This window comes from Streptomyces sp. NPDC048442, assembly GCF_040651475.1.
GTDB lineage: Bacteria > Actinomycetota > Actinomycetes > Streptomycetales > Streptomycetaceae > Streptomyces.
Genome location: NZ_JBEZKB010000002.1, coordinates 434,770 through 448,252 on the forward strand (window position 1 = coordinate 434,770; position 13,483 = coordinate 448,252).

Annotated in this window: 12 protein-coding genes; 7 read left to right on the top strand and 5 right to left on the bottom strand. The window is 68.0% G+C overall.

Features of this window, described 5'->3' with window-relative positions; translation table 11 throughout:
* The first annotated feature begins 19 nt into the window (after window positions 1-19).
* Complete coding sequence (locus AB0D18_RS05850; RefSeq protein WP_362413314.1) at window positions 20-2,728, top strand: transglycosylase domain-containing protein; 2,709 nt, start codon at window positions 20-22, stop codon at window positions 2,726-2,728.
* Window positions 2,729-2,945: 217 nt separating this feature from the next.
* Window positions 2,946-4,430, top strand: coding sequence for a glycosyltransferase 87 family protein (locus tag AB0D18_RS05855; RefSeq protein WP_362413316.1), 1,485 nt, complete (start codon window positions 2,946-2,948; stop codon window positions 4,428-4,430).
* A 159-nt stretch (window positions 4,431-4,589) separates the two neighbouring features.
* Here the strand turns inward: AB0D18_RS05855 and AB0D18_RS05860 are convergent, their stop codons facing one another.
* From AB0D18_RS05860 to AB0D18_RS05870, 3 genes are all read right to left on the bottom strand, one after another.
* The gene (locus AB0D18_RS05860; RefSeq protein ID WP_362413318.1) at window positions 4,590-5,621 is read right to left on the bottom strand and encodes an alanine racemase; all 1,032 of its coding nucleotides are present in this window, start codon (window positions 5,619-5,621) and stop codon (window positions 4,590-4,592) included.
* 76 nt (window positions 5,622-5,697) lie between these two features.
* A complete protein-coding gene (locus AB0D18_RS05865) occupies window positions 5,698-6,819 on the bottom strand; it encodes a peptidoglycan bridge formation glycyltransferase FemA/FemB family protein (RefSeq protein ID WP_362413320.1) in 1,122 nt (373 codons plus the stop codon).
* Between the two features lie 131 nt (window positions 6,820-6,950).
* Complete coding sequence (locus tag AB0D18_RS05870) at window positions 6,951-7,265, bottom strand: hypothetical protein (RefSeq protein ID WP_362413322.1); 315 nt, start codon at window positions 7,263-7,265, stop codon at window positions 6,951-6,953.
* Window positions 7,266-7,531: 266 nt separating this feature from the next.
* On the opposite strand from AB0D18_RS05870, the gene rpsF reads away from it, so the two are divergent.
* The 4 genes from rpsF (at window position 7,532) to rplI (ending at window position 9,266) form a co-directional block, all read left to right on the top strand.
* A complete protein-coding gene (rpsF, locus tag AB0D18_RS05875) occupies window positions 7,532-7,822 on the top strand; it encodes a 30S ribosomal protein S6 (protein ID WP_055610618.1) in 291 nt (96 codons plus the stop codon).
* Between the two features lie 87 nt (window positions 7,823-7,909).
* Window positions 7,910-8,521 (top strand): single-stranded DNA-binding protein, encoded by a 612-nt coding sequence (locus AB0D18_RS05880; protein ID WP_362413324.1) that lies wholly within the window; start codon window positions 7,910-7,912, stop codon window positions 8,519-8,521.
* 43 nt (window positions 8,522-8,564) lie between these two features.
* Window positions 8,565-8,801 carry a 30S ribosomal protein S18 gene (gene rpsR / locus AB0D18_RS05885; RefSeq protein ID WP_003967857.1) on the top strand — a complete coding sequence of 79 codons (237 nt, stop codon included), beginning with the start codon at window positions 8,565-8,567 and terminating at the stop codon, window positions 8,799-8,801.
* An 18-nt stretch (window positions 8,802-8,819) separates the two neighbouring features.
* Entirely contained in the window at window positions 8,820-9,266 is a 447-nt protein-coding gene (gene rplI, locus AB0D18_RS05890) for a 50S ribosomal protein L9 (RefSeq protein WP_362413327.1), read from the top strand.
* A gap of 149 nt (window positions 9,267-9,415) precedes the next feature.
* Here the strand turns inward: rplI and AB0D18_RS05895 are convergent, their stop codons facing one another.
* Window positions 9,416-10,753: an MATE family efflux transporter gene (locus AB0D18_RS05895; protein WP_362413329.1), complete on the bottom strand. Its 1,338-nt coding sequence runs from the start codon at window positions 10,751-10,753 to the stop codon at window positions 9,416-9,418.
* Window positions 10,754-11,242: 489 nt separating this feature from the next.
* Here AB0D18_RS05895 and dnaB point away from each other — a divergent pair, with 489 nt between their 5' ends.
* Window positions 11,243-12,706 (top strand): replicative DNA helicase, encoded by a 1,464-nt coding sequence (dnaB, locus tag AB0D18_RS05900; protein ID WP_362413441.1) that lies wholly within the window; start codon window positions 11,243-11,245, stop codon window positions 12,704-12,706.
* A gap of 146 nt (window positions 12,707-12,852) precedes the next feature.
* Here the strand turns inward: dnaB and AB0D18_RS05905 are convergent, their stop codons facing one another.
* Window positions 12,853-13,416 (bottom strand): dihydrofolate reductase family protein, encoded by a 564-nt coding sequence (locus AB0D18_RS05905; RefSeq protein ID WP_362413331.1) that lies wholly within the window; start codon window positions 13,414-13,416, stop codon window positions 12,853-12,855.
* Window positions 13,417-13,483: the final 67 nt, after the last annotated feature.

Genomic DNA, 13,483 nt, shown 5'->3' on the forward strand with positions numbered 1-13,483 from the left:
CCCGAGGAGTAGTCGTTCGATGAGCGAGCACCGTCGCAAGCTTCCGCAACCGCAAGGTGGCGGTCGTGCCGCGGCCAGGAAAGCTGCCCAACAGCCTTCGGGCCGCCGTGCGGCCCCGTCGTCCCACGGCACCGCCGCAGGGACGCCGTCGGGTTCGTACGGCCAGGAGCCTTCCTACGGAGGAAGGGCCGAGGCCCGCCGTGCCGCCCAACGGGGTGGTGGCGGCGGAGGGCGCCGTGGAGGCGGTGGCGGCGGCCGGGGCGACCAAGAGGGTCCCGGGCGTGGCCGCGGAAGGGGCGGGCAGCCGCAGAAGAAGCGGTTCATCGACTACCCGCGCTCCACGAAGTACGGGTGGAAGCGATTTGTGCCGTCGTGGAAGCAGGTCACGGGGCTGTGCGTCGGCTTCGTCGGTGCGCTGATGGTGGCGGGCAGTATCGCGTACGCCATGGTGGGGATTCCCGAGGTGCACGCCGCGGCCAAGGCACAGAACAATGTGTACCTCTGGGACAACGATGAGCCCATGGCAGCCACCGGCGGTGAGTTCAATCGCCAGGAACTGGCCTACGACAGGATCCCGGAGGCCATGCGCAACGCGGTGATCTCCGCGGAGAACAAGTCCTTCGAGGAGGACCCCGGCGTCGACCCCATGGGCATCCTGCGGGCAGTCGCCAACATGGCCAAGGGCGGAAACACCCAGGGCGGCTCGACGATCACCCAGCAGTACGTCAAGAACTCGATGCTCGACCAGGATCAGACCCTGGCGCGCAAGTTCAGGGAGCTACTTGTTTCCATCAAAGTGGGAGACAAGCTCAGCAAAGAGAAGATCATGGCGGGCTACCTGAACGTCTCGTACTACGGGCGGGGTGCGTACGGCCTCCAGGCCGCCGCCCGCGCGTACTTCAACGAGGACGCAGCGGGACTCGACGCGAGCGAGTGCGCCTTCCTGGCAGCGGTCCTCAAGGGTGCGACCTACTTCGACCCGGCCGGCGCGGAAGCCATCGACCCGGAGGCCACGCAGGCGAAGAACCTCAAGCGGGCCAAGGATCGGTGGAACTGGATCCTGAACGAAGAGGTGAAGGACGGCCGCCTCAGCAAGGCTGAGCGGGCGAAGTACCCGGATTTCCCGACGGTCGTGGCGCCGAAGAAGAACGCCCAACTGAGCGGTCAGATCGGATACCTGGTCGACCTCGCCAAGGCGAACTTCATCAACAAAAACAAACAGGGCATCGACGCGGAGCAGTTGTCCAAGGGCGGCTATGTCATCAAGACCACCTTCAACAAGGCAAAGGTGGCGCGGCTTGAGAAGGCCGTGAAGAGCGTCTACGACAAGAAGATCGATCCCAAGAAGCGCCCCAAGACCGACACCCACGTTCAGTTCGGCGGTGCCTCGGTCGACCCCAGGGACGGCAAGATCGTCGCCGTCTACGGTGGTACGGACGCCACGAAGCACTTCACCAACAACGCCGACCAGACGGGTGCCCAGGTCGGCTCGACCTTCAAGCCGTTCGTACTGGCCGCAGCCATGCAGCACGGTAAGCGCAACCCCAGCGGGCCCAAGGTCCAGAACTCCACCGAGCGCACCTTGGTCTCCCCCAAGAGCGTCTACAACGGCGACGACAAGCTCAAGATCAAGCAGTACAACGGATCGACCTGGCGCAACGAGAAGGACGAGGAGTGGCTCCAGACCAACGACGGCCACGAGTCGTACGGACCCATCGACCTTCGCGAAGCGATGCGGGTCTCCGCCAACTCGCCCTACGTACAGCTCGGCATGGACGTGGGTATCGACCAGGTCAGGGAAACGGCGGAGAATGCCGGGCTGCTGGAGTCCAGCCTTGCCAAGGGCGAGAACCCGTCCTTCTCCATCGGAACCTCCGACCCCAGCGCCATCCGGATGGCCGGTGCGTACGCCACCTTCGCGGCCAGTGGTAAGCAGAACGAGCCGTATTCGGTGACGGAGGTGAAGAAGGGGGGCGAAGTCATCTGGCAGCACGAGAAGAAGCCCATGGCGGATGCGATCCCCGCCAACGTCGCCGACAACGTCACCGAAGTCCTGAAGAACGTCGTCGACAAGGGCACCGGTTCCAACGCGAAGATCCCCGGACGTGAGGTCGCCGGCAAGACCGGCACCACCGACGGCAACAAGTCGGCCTGGTTCGTGGGCTACACGCCGGAGCTGTCCACCGCCATCGACATGTACCGGCTGGACGACAACGCGGAGAGCAAGAAGCGCGCCTTCCTGGAGATGTTCGGCACGGGCGGCGAGAAGAAGATTCACGGAGCGTCCTTCCCGTCCCAGATCTGGCACGACTACATGGTCGATGCCCTCAAGGGCACGGACCCGTCGACCTTCCCCGTCCCCGAGCCCATCGGCGAGACGGTCTGGGGCGGCGGCGCCAAGAGCCCGGAGCCCACACCGACCGCCCCGGCCACCTCGGCGCCCCCGGAGAAGCCGACCGAGAAGCCGACCAAGACGGCTCCCCCGGCGCAGACCTCCCCCGCGGAGACGCCCGGTGGTGGCGGCGACGAGTGCGACCCCTTCGACTGGGAGTGCCACCAGGGCAACGGCGGTGCGGGCGACAACGGCGGCGACAACAGCGGCCAGGACCCGGGCCGCCCGCCGACAGAAACCCAGCCACCGCCCGGGGGCGGCCAGGGCGGCGGCCAGAACGGCGGCGGGAACGGCGGCGGGAACGGGGGCGGCGGCCTCATCGGAGGCTCCGAGTAGCCGCTGGTAGCACCCCGGCCACACAGACGGCCACGAGGGCCGTCGCACCGAGCAGCAAGGTGCGGCGGCCCTCCGCCGTGTCCGGGCCACCCGAGTCGCGCGGGTCCGTGTCCGGGCCTCCGTGTCCGGGCCGAGGTGCGGGCCGAGGTGCGGGCCGATGGTCCCGGCCAAGCCGTCCGTCCCACCGCGCACAGACCCGTACGGCAGGATGTCCCGCATGACGAGCGTGCACGAGGACCGGCCCGTACCCCCCACGCGGCAGGACGAAGTCGCCGCCGCGGGCAGTGAACTCATCGGCGGGCCCATCGGCCGGTGGGCCAGACTCGGCGGCAGCCGGCTCACCCCGGTGCGCGTCGTCGCGCTCGCCGCGATCGGCATGTTCGCCCTCGGTATGGTGCAGAAACTGCCCTGCTACAACTGGGCCTGGTTCCAGGGGACCAGCTCCCAGTACACCCACGCCTGCTACTCCGACATCCCGCACCTGTTCGTCGGACGCGGCTTCTCCGAGAACCTGGTGCCCTACTTCGACCGGCTCTCCGGCGACATGAACTTCCTCGAATACCCGGTCCTCACCGGCCTGTTCATGGAAGTCGCCTCCTGGCTGACCCCGGCCGGCGGCACCCTCCAGTACCGCGAGCAGATCTACTGGCTCGTCAACTGCGGCATGCTGATGATCTGTGCCGTCGTCATCGCCGTGTGCGTCGCCCGCACCCACCGCAGGCGCCCCTGGGACGGACTCCTGGTCGCCCTCGCACCGGCTTTCGCCCTCACCGCCACCATCAACTGGGACCTCCTCGCCATCGCCCTGACCGCTGCGGCGATGCTGATGTGGTCGCGCGGCAGGACGCTCGCCTTCGGCATCCTCATCGGGCTGGCGACCGCCGCCAAGCTCTATCCCGCACTGCTCCTCGGGCCGCTGTTCCTGCTCTGCTGGCGGGCCGGGAAATGGCGGGAGTTCGGGGCGGCGGTACTCGGAACCGCGGGCTCCTGGCTGCTGGTGAACCTGCCCGTCATGCTCCTGGCGCCCGAGGGCTGGAAGAAGTTCTACACCTTCAGCCAGGAACGACAGGTCGACTTCGGCTCGTTCTGGCTGATCATCACGCAGCGCACCGGGAAGTCCTTCGAGGTCAGCGACGTCAACACCTACGCCACCCTGCTGATGCTCCTGCTGTGCGCAGGCATCGGCTGGCTCACGCTCGCCGCCCCGCGCCGACCGCGCTTCGCCCAGCTTGCCTTCCTGGTCGTCGCCGCGTTCATCCTCACCAACAAGGTCTACTCCCCGCAGTACGTCCTGTGGCTGATCCCCCTCGCCGCCCTCGCCCTGCCCCGCTGGCGCCACCTCCTGGTCTGGCAGGCCTGCGAAGTCATGTACTTCCTCGGGATCTGGATGTACCTCGCCTTCACCACCAGTGGCGACAAGCGCCAGGGGCTGCCCACCGACGGATACCAGCTCGCCATCGTCCTGCACCTGGTGGGAACGCTGTACGTGTGCGCGGTCGTCGTCCGCGACATCCTCCTGCCCGAACGGGACGTCGTGCGGCGCGACGGCTCCGACGATCCGTCGGGCGGAGTGCTCGAAGGAGCCCCGGACGCCTTCGCCCTGGGCCAGGCCGCTCGCCGGCCCTCGTACACGACACAGCAGGTCCAGGGGCCACGTGTCCAGTGGGGAACCCAGCAGGGCGGCAGTACCGCGTCCGACTGACCCGGCTGCTACCACGGCCGGCCCGGCTGCCCCGACCGGCCCGACCGGCCCGTCCGTACGAGAAAGGGCCGTCCGCACGTTTCCGTGCGGGCGGCCCTTGTCACTGTTTCACGTGAAACAAGACGTCGTTTCACGTGAAACATGATGTCCAGGCGGGACTCAGCGGTCCACCAGCCGGTCGAACTGCGTCGTCGTGTGCCGCAGATGAGCCACCAGTTCCTCGCCCACCTTCGGCTCCGTCGCGTCGGACGGCACGAACAGGATCGACACCTGCATGTGCGGCGGCTCGGCGAACCACCGCTGCTTGCCCGCCCATACGAACGGCGCCAGGTTCCGGTTCACCGTCGCCAGACCGGCTCGGGCCACCCCCTTGGCCCGCGGCATCATCCCGTGCAGCGCCTTCGGAGCCTCCAGGCCCACTCCGTGCGACGTACCGCCCGCGACGACCACCAGCCAGCCGTCGGACGCCACCTTCTGCTGCCGGTAGCCGAACCGGTCGCCCTTGGACACCTGCGTCACGTCGAGCACCGCACCCCGGTACTCCGTCGCGTCGTGGTCACCGAGCCACAGCCGGGTGCCGATCCGCGCCCGGAACCGCGTCTGCGGGAACTGCTGCTGAAGCCGTGCCAGCTCCTGCGCCTTCAGGTGGCTGACGAACATCGTGTGCAGCGGAAGCCGTGCCGAACGCAGCCGGTCCATCCACGCGATGACCTCCTCGACCGCGTCCGAACCGTCCGTACGGTCCAGCGGCAGATGCAGCGCGAACCCCTCCAGACGTACGTCCTCGATCGCGGCGTGCAGCTGCCCGAGCTCCGACTCCTTCACTCCGTGCCGCTTCATCGAGCTCATGCACTCGATGACGACCCGGGCACCCACCAGGGCGTGCACCCCGTCCACGGACGACACCGAACGGATCACCCGGTCCGGCAGCGGCACCGGCTCCTCGCCCCGCCGGAACGGGGTCAGGACCAGCAGGTCGCCGCTGAACCAGTCCTTGATCCGGGCCGCCTCGTAGGTCGTCCCGACGGCGAGGATGTCCGAGCCGAAGCGCGTCACCTCTTCCGCGAGCCGTTCGTGTCCGAAGCCGTAGCCATTGCCCTTGCAGACCGGAACCAGGCCCGGGAACTGCTCGATCACGGACTTCTGGTGCGCCCGCCAGCGCGCGGTGTCGACGTAGAGAGTGAGCGCCATGAGCCGGTCCGGAACCTTTCCCGTTGCTGCGGTGTGTCAGAGACATGAAACGTACGCGGGCCCAGGGGCCCGGACATCAGCGGCGCGACATGTAGACGTCGAGCGCCTTGTGGAGCAGCTTGTTGAGGGGGAAGTCCCACTCGCCCAGGTACTGGGCGGCCTCGCCACCCGTACCCACCTTGAACTGGATCAGGCCGAAGAGGTGGTCCGTCTCGTCCAGCGAGTCGGAGATGCCGCGCAGGTCGTAGACCGAGGCGCCCATCGCGTACGAGTCGCGGAGCATCCGCCACTGCATCGCGTTCGACGGCCGGACCTCGCGGCCGATGTTGTCCGAGGCGCCGTAGGAGTACCAGACGTGCCCGCCGACCACCAGCATCGTGGCAGCCGAGAGGTTGACCCCGTTATGGCGGGCGAAATACAGCCGCATCCGGTTGGGGTCCTCGGTGTTGAGGGCCGACCACATGCGCTGGAAGTACTCGAGCGGGCGCGGCCGGAAGTGGTCGCGGACCGCGGTGATCTCGTACAGCCGCTGCCACTCCGCGAGGTCCTGGTAACCGCCCTGGACGACCTCGACGCCGGCCTTCTCGGCCTTCTTGATGTTGCGGCGCCACAGCTGGTTGAAGCCCTTGTGGACCTCCTCCAGCGACCGGTTCGCCAGCGGCACCTGGAAAACGTAGCGGGGCTGCGCGTCACCGAAACCGGCGGCGTCGTCCTCGCCCTGCTGCCAGCCCATCTTCCGCAGCCGGTCCTGGACCTCGAAGGCGCGCGGCTCGATGTGGGTGGCCTCCACGTCCCGCAGGCGCTTCACGTCGGGGTCCTGGATGCCGGACTTGATGGCCGCCGCGTTCCAGCGGCGGATCACCACGGGCGGGCCCATCTTCACCGAGAACGCACCCTGTTGCTTCAGGTGCGTCAGCATCGGCTGCAGCCAGTCGTCCAGGTTCGGGGCGTACCAGTTGATGACCGGGCCCTCGGGCAGGTACGCCAAGTATCGCTTGATCTTGGGCAGTTGGCGGTACAGCACCAGGCCGACGCCGACCAGTTCGCCGGTCCTGTCGAACCAGCCCAGGCTCTCCGAGCGCCACTCCGCCTTCACGTCGGCCCATGCCGGAACCTGCATGTGACTCGCCGCGGGCAGGCTCTGGATGTAGGCCAGATGCTGCTCTCGGCTGATGGTCCGAAGGGTCAGGCTCGTCATGCGGGGCGCTCCTCGGCAGGTGTGTCCCCATGGGGTCAGGGGCTCCGGCTCTCGCGCCGAAGCCTACTGGGCCGAAGGAGCGCCCCGCCCGGCCCTGTCCTGCCGGGATCGGAGCCGGTGCTGAGCCGGTGCTAGCCCAGGACGCCGCCGAAGAGCCCGCCGTGTGCCATGCCGAGGAAGAAGCCGACGGCCGAGGCGCCCAGACCGACGATCGTCACGAACCTCTCCCGGGTCGTCGCGGACACGTACATCGCGTACCCGCCGATGAGGATCCCGAGCAGTCCCGCCCAGGAACTCACCAGGTGGAGGTGGTGGAACATCGCCGTCACCAGCGCCAGCGCACCCAGCGCCAGCGTCACCCCCATCAGGGTGTCCTGGATCGGATGAGGTTTCCCGTCGGTCGCGAAGAGAGAAATGGACGAGCTGCGTCGCATTGTCTGTGCCATGAGGCACCTCCTGGCAGAAGGCGGCGCACCTTAGCGCCGCTCACCCCCGCTGTGTACAGATTGCGTCCCCTCGGGGCCCGATTTCAACCGGAAGCCTCTCTACGGGTACTCTGGACGGTCTGCACCGGTGTCGCCCCTGCCCTAAACGTCTCCGTGGGTCTTTTCCCGCGGGATTGTCAGTGGCAGCCGATACCGTTGCAAACGCATCACGACCCTCCTGCCACGGATCGACCGTGGCCGCTGAGTCCAAAGGAGGTGGGTTCTACATGCGTCACTACGAAATGATGGTCATCCTCGACCCCGATCTCGAGGAGCGCGCCGTCGCCCCCCTGATCGAGAACTTCCTCTCCGTCGTCCGTGAGGGCAACGGAAAGGTCGAGAAGGTCGACACCTGGGGCCGTCGTCGTCTGTCCTACGAGATCAAGAAGAAGCCCGAGGGCATCTACTCGGTCATCGACCTGCAGGCCGAGCCTGCGGTCGTCAAGGAGCTCGACCGACAGATGAACCTGAACGAGTCGGTCCTCCGGACCAAGGTCCTCCGCCCCGAGACCCACTGAACTTCGGTTCAGCGGTAATCGGGTCCGAGTAGCACCCACCAGCAGCACCACAGCAGCCAGCAGCAATCCCCGCCGAGAGGTTCACCCATGGCAGGCGAGACCGTCATCACGGTCGTCGGCAATCTCGTCGACGACCCCGAGCTGCGCTTCACCCCGTCCGGTGCGGCGGTCGCGAAGTTCCGTGTCGCGTCCACTCCCCGCATCTTCGACAAGCAGACCAACGAGTGGAAGGACGGCGATGGCCTGTTCCTCACCTGCTCGGTCTGGCGTCAGGCGGCGGAGAACGTCGCGGAGTCGCTCCAGCGAGGCATGCGCGTCATCGTGCAGGGCCGGCTGAAGCAGCGGTCCTACGAAGACCGTGAGGGCATCAAGCGCACGGTCTACGAACTGGACGTCGAGGAAGTCGGCCCCAGCCTCAAGACCGCTACGGCCAAGGTCACCAAGACCACCGGTCGCGGCGGCCAGGGCGGCGGGTACGGCGGCGGTGGCGGCCAGCAGGGTGGCGGCGGCGGCAACTGGGGCGGCGGCTCCGGTGGCGGCCAGCAGGGCGGCGGAGGAGCAGCAGCTCCCTCCGACGACCCCTGGGCCTCCAGCGCACCGGCCGGTGGGCAGCCGCAGCAGGGCGGGGGTGGCTGGGGTGGAAACTCCGGCAACTCCGGCTCCGGCGGCGGTGGCTACTCGGACGAGCCGCCCTTCTAGGGCAGTTCGATCCCCCACTTCTTGATCACACAGGAGAGACACAATGGCGAAGCCGCCTGTGCGCAAGCCTAAGAAGAAGGTCTGCGCGTTCTGCAAGGACAAGACCCAGTACGTGGACTACAAGGACACGAACATGCTGCGGAAGTTCATTTCCGACCGTGGCAAGATCCGTGCCCGCCGCGTTACCGGCAACTGCACGCAGCACCAGCGTGACGTCGCCACGGCTGTGAAGAACAGCCGTGAGATGGCGCTGCTGCCCTACACGTCCACCGCGCGATAAGGGAAGGGTGACCGACAGATGAAGATCATCCTGACCCACGAGGTCTCTGGCCTCGGCACCGCCGGCGACGTCGTCGACGTCAAGGACGGCTACGCTCGCAACTACCTGGTTCCCCGTGGCTTCGCGCTGCGCTGGACCAAGGGTGGCGAGAAGGACGTGGCGCAGATCCGCCGCGCCCGCAAGATCCACGAGATCGCGACCATCGAGCAGGCCAACGAGGTCAAGGCCAAGCTCGAGGGCACGAAGGTCAGCCTGGCTGTTCGCTCCGGCGACGCCGGCCGTCTCTTCGGCTCCGTGACCCCCGCCGACGTCGCTGCCGCGATCGTCGCCGCCGGTGGTCCGAAGGTCGACAAGCGTCGCGTTGAGCTCGGCGCCCCGATCAAGACCCTCGGTTCGTACCAGGTCTCCGTGCGTCTGCACGACGACGTGGCCGCGAAGCTCGGCGTCGAGGTCGTTGCTGCCTGAGTGCAGCTCGCCCCGGCCTGAGAAGGTCTGAGCAGAAGGAAGGGCCGCATCCCCTCGGGGATGCGGCCCTTCTCTGTTTCACGTGAAACAGCAGCGGTGAAGCCGCCGCGAACTGCTCTGTTTCACGTGAAACATGCCCGTACGGCACGTCAGCGGGTGGCGCCCGTGACGAGCCAGCGCCCCGACCTGGTGCGCCACCACAGGGTGGCCATGCGGACCGCCATCATCAGCACCATCGCCCACCACAGTGCCGTCAGGCCGCCGCCCAGCTTCGGGACCAGCAGTGCCACCGGGGCGAACACCGCGAGAGTGGCGAGCATCGCCCATGCCAGGTATGGGCCGTCGCCCGCGCCCATCAGCACACCGTCGAGGATGAAGACCACCCCCGAGATCGGCTGGCTGACTGCCACCACCAGGAGCGCGGGCAGCAGGGTGTCCCGTACGACCTGGTCGCTCGTGAAGAGCGGGACAAAGAGCGGGCGGGCGAGTGCGACCAGAACGCCCAGCACCACTCCGGCGGCAATGCCCCACTCGACCATGCGGCGGCAGGCCGCTCGGGCGCCCTCCTTGTCGCCCGCTCCCAGATAGCGGCCGATGATGGACTGCCCGGCGATCGCGATCGCGTCCAGGGCGAAGGCCAGCAGGCTCCACAGGGTCAGGATGATCTGGTGGGCGGCAATGTCGGCGTCGCCCAGGCGGGCGGCGACCGCGGTCGCGATCATCAGTACCGCGCGCAGCGACAGCGTACGGACGAGGAGCGGGACTCCGGCTTGGGCCGAGGCGCGTATTCCGGCGGCGTCCGGGCGCAGCGGGGCGCCGTGGCGGCGGGCGCCGCGGACGACGACCACGAGGTAGACGGCGGCCATCGCCCACTGGGCGGCGACGGTGCCCCACGCGGACCCGGCGATGCCGAGCCCGAAGCCGTACACCAGGAGCACATTGAGGATGCCGTTCGCGACGAAGCCGCCGATCGCGACGTAGAGCGGAGTCCTGGTGTCCTGGAGGCCGCGCAGTACGCCGGTGGCGGCCAGGACCACGAGCATCGCGGGGATGCCGAGGCTGGAGATCCGCAGGTACGTGATGGCGTACGGGGCGGCCGTGTCGGAGGCACCGAAGAGGTCGACCAGGCCGGGGGCGCCCGGCAGGACGGCGGCGATGACGACCGCGCCGAGGAGCAGAGCCAGCCAGATGCCGTCCATTCCCTGGCGGATGGCGGCGGCGAGGTCCCCGGCGCCGACGCGGCGGGAGACGGCGGCCGTGGTCGCGTACGCGAGAAAGACGAAGATGCTCACCGCGGTGGTGAGGAGCCCCGAGGCGATGCCGAGCCCGGCGAGCTGGGGGGTGCCGAGGTGGCCGACGATCGCGCTGTCGGCCATCAGGAACAGGGGCTCGGCGACCAGTGCGCCGAAGGCGGGGAGGGCGAGGGCGACGATCTCGCGGTCGTGCCGACGGCGGCCTGGTTTCGATGCCGCGGGAGCCTGGGTCATGGCCTCAATCTAATCTTCCACAGGTAAGAGATGCAAGGGTCCTGTGACCCTTACTGTTCGTCGTTCTGGGGGTCCGGGTGTGCGCCGTTTGAAGTGATCTTGGTCCGGCTTCGAAAGTTTTTCTCCCCCACAGCCGGTGGATGGTGTTTTCGCAGGTCAGGTGGGTGGTTGGGGGAGGGTTGTGAACTTGTCCACAGCGCTGTCCCCCGGTCCGTGCACAGGTTCTGGCGAGTTCTCCACAGCAAGTCGTCTGTTTCGCACAGGCCCTGTGGATAACCAGATTGGCTGACGGTGCCCGCGGGCCTACCGTGGACCGGCGCCCGCCCTGTCTTCCGGCGTCACAGGTGCCCCGGGAAACCACCGGACTTGATGTGCCGGAAGCGGAAGTCGGGCGTCTCATTTGTCAGAGCCGTGCCGTAAGAAAGAGTGGCACAGCGAGGTCCGCAGCGCGGACGGGAGGAGGTGGGCCCGGTGACGATTTCCGAGCCCTTGGACGACCCCTGGGCCGACAGCGGTCCGGGTGACCGTCTGCCCGCCCGCAAGCGGAACGGCGACGGCGGACGCGGCCGTGACGACCGGCACGACAGAGGCTCCGAGGGCGGTGGCTGGGAGGGCGGCGGGGGCAGCGGCTTCGAGCGCGTACCGCCGCAGGACCTGGACGCGGAGCAGTCCGTGCTCGGCGGCATGCTGCTCTCCAAGGACGCCATCGCCGACGTCGTGGAGGTCCTCAAGGGCCACGACTTCTACAAGCCGGCGCACGAGACCGTCTTCCAGGCCATCCTCGACCTGTACGCGAAGGGTGAGCCCGCCGACCCGATCACGGTCAGCGCCGAGCTCACCAAGCGCGGCGAGATCACCAAGGTCGGTGGCGCCCCGTACCTGCACACACTGGTGCAGTCGGTGCCGACGGCGGCCAACGCCGAGTACTACGCGGAGATCGTCCACGAGCGAGCGGTGCTGCGCCGCCTCGTCGAGGCAGGCACGAAGATCACGCAGATGGGATACGCGGGCGACGGCGACGTCGACGAGATCGTCAACTCCGCGCAGGCCGAGATCTACGCCGTCACCGAACAGCGCACGTCGGAGGATTACGCCCCGCTCGGCGACATCATGGAGGGCGCGCTCGACGAGATCGAGGCGATCGGCTCGCGCAGCGGCCAGATGTCCGGTGTGCCGACCGGGTTCACCGACCTGGACTCGCTGACGAACGGCCTGCACCCGGGCCAGATGATTGTCATCGCGGCCCGCCCCGCCATGGGCAAGTCGACGTTGGCGCTGGACTTCGCGCGGGCCTGTTCGATCCAGAACAACATGGCCAGCGTGATCTTCTCGCTCGAAATGGGCCGCAACGAGATCGCGATGCGTCTGCTGTCGGCGGAGGCGCGGGTGGCGCTGCACCACATGCGCTCCGGGTCGATGACGGACGACGACTGGACGCGACTGGCCCGGCGGATGCCCGACGTCTCGGCGGCCCCGCTGTTCATCGACGACTCACCGAACCTGTCGATGATGGAGATCCGTGCCAAGTGCCGGCGGCTGAAGCAGCGGCAGGACATCAAGCTGGTGATCATCGACTATCTGCAGCTGATGCAGGCCGGTGGCTCCAAGCGGAGTGAGAGCCGCCAGCAGGAGGTCTCGGACATGTCGCGAAACCTGAAGCTGCTGGCGAAGGAGCTGGAGGTGCCGGTGATCGCGCTGTCCCAGCTGAACCGTGGTCCCGAGCAGCGTACGGACAAGAAGCCGATGGTCTCCGACCTGCGTGAATCCGGGTCGATCGAGCAGGACGCGGACATGGTGATCCTGCTGCACCGCGAGGATGCGTACGAGAAGGAGTCGCCGCGCGCGGGCGAGGCGGACATCATCGTCGGCAAGCACCGTAACGGTCCGACGGCGACGATCACGGTGGCCTTCCAGGGCCACTACTCGCGGTTCGTGGACATGGCGCAGACCTGATCCCGGCGGGTGCCGGGCCTCGGACGGGGGTGTGCAGGGCCTCGGACGGGGGGTGCAGGGCCTCGGACGGGGGGTGCCGGGCCTCGGATTTCGCGGCACAGCGAGACGGTGAGTGCCCGTCAGCAGTCGAGTCGCGTGACGGGCGCTCAGCGCCTCGTCTCGTACCTGGTCAGGATCACGCCGCAGGGAAGCGTGCGCGTCTCCACCAGGTTCAGGTTCACCCAGCTGTCCAGCGCGGTGAAGAACGGCGTGCCGCCGCCCACCAGGACCGGCGCGGTGGCCAGCACGTACTCGTCGATCAGCCCGGCCCGCATGGCCGCCCCGGCGAGCGTCGCGCCGCCGATGTCCATCGGGCCGCCGTCCTCGGCCTTGAGCCGGGTGATCTCGGCGACCGCGTCGCCGGTGACCAGGCGGGTGGTCCAGTCGACCTTGTCGATCGTCGAGGAGAACACCACCTTCGACATGTCCCGCCAGCGGTGCGCGAACTCGATCTCCGCCGGGGTGGCGCCCGGCTGCTGGTCGCCGGTCGGCCAGTAGGAGCTCATCGTCTGCCACAGCTTGCGCCCGTAGAGCGACAGGTCGGTCGCCTGCAACTGGTCGGACCAGAACTGGAACAGCTCGTCGCTCGGCACGCTCCAGCCGATGTCGTCGCCGGGCGCGGCGATGTAGCCGTCCAGGGTCAGGTTCATGCCGAAGATCAGTTTCCGCATGGCGGCAGCCTTCCGTGAGTCGCTCCCATGTGGACAGACCGGCGCGCCGCGGGAAACTCATCGGTGC

What these genes read in the sequence shown, in the direction of transcription:
- AB0D18_RS05850 (WP_362413314.1), top strand. Translation starts at nt 20, where the DNA reads ATGAGCGAGCACCGTCGCAAGCTTCCGCAACCGCAAGGTGGCGGTCGT.
- AB0D18_RS05855 (WP_362413316.1), top strand. Translation starts at nt 2,946, where the DNA reads ATGACGAGCGTGCACGAGGACCGGCCCGTACCCCCCACGCGGCAGGAC.
- AB0D18_RS05860 (WP_362413318.1), bottom strand. Translation starts at nt 5,621, where the DNA reads ATGGCGCTCACTCTCTACGTCGACACCGCGCGCTGGCGGGCGCACCAG.
- AB0D18_RS05865 (WP_362413320.1), bottom strand. Translation starts at nt 6,819, where the DNA reads ATGACGAGCCTGACCCTTCGGACCATCAGCCGAGAGCAGCATCTGGCC.
- AB0D18_RS05870 (WP_362413322.1), bottom strand. Translation starts at nt 7,265, where the DNA reads ATGGCACAGACAATGCGACGCAGCTCGTCCATTTCTCTCTTCGCGACC.
- rpsF (WP_055610618.1), top strand. Translation starts at nt 7,532, where the DNA reads ATGCGTCACTACGAAATGATGGTCATCCTCGACCCCGATCTCGAGGAG.
- AB0D18_RS05880 (WP_362413324.1), top strand. Translation starts at nt 7,910, where the DNA reads ATGGCAGGCGAGACCGTCATCACGGTCGTCGGCAATCTCGTCGACGAC.
- rpsR (WP_003967857.1), top strand. Translation starts at nt 8,565, where the DNA reads ATGGCGAAGCCGCCTGTGCGCAAGCCTAAGAAGAAGGTCTGCGCGTTC.
- rplI (WP_362413327.1), top strand. Translation starts at nt 8,820, where the DNA reads ATGAAGATCATCCTGACCCACGAGGTCTCTGGCCTCGGCACCGCCGGC.
- AB0D18_RS05895 (WP_362413329.1), bottom strand. Translation starts at nt 10,753, where the DNA reads ATGACCCAGGCTCCCGCGGCATCGAAACCAGGCCGCCGTCGGCACGAC.
- AB0D18_RS05905 (WP_362413331.1), bottom strand. Translation starts at nt 13,416, where the DNA reads ATGCGGAAACTGATCTTCGGCATGAACCTGACCCTGGACGGCTACATC.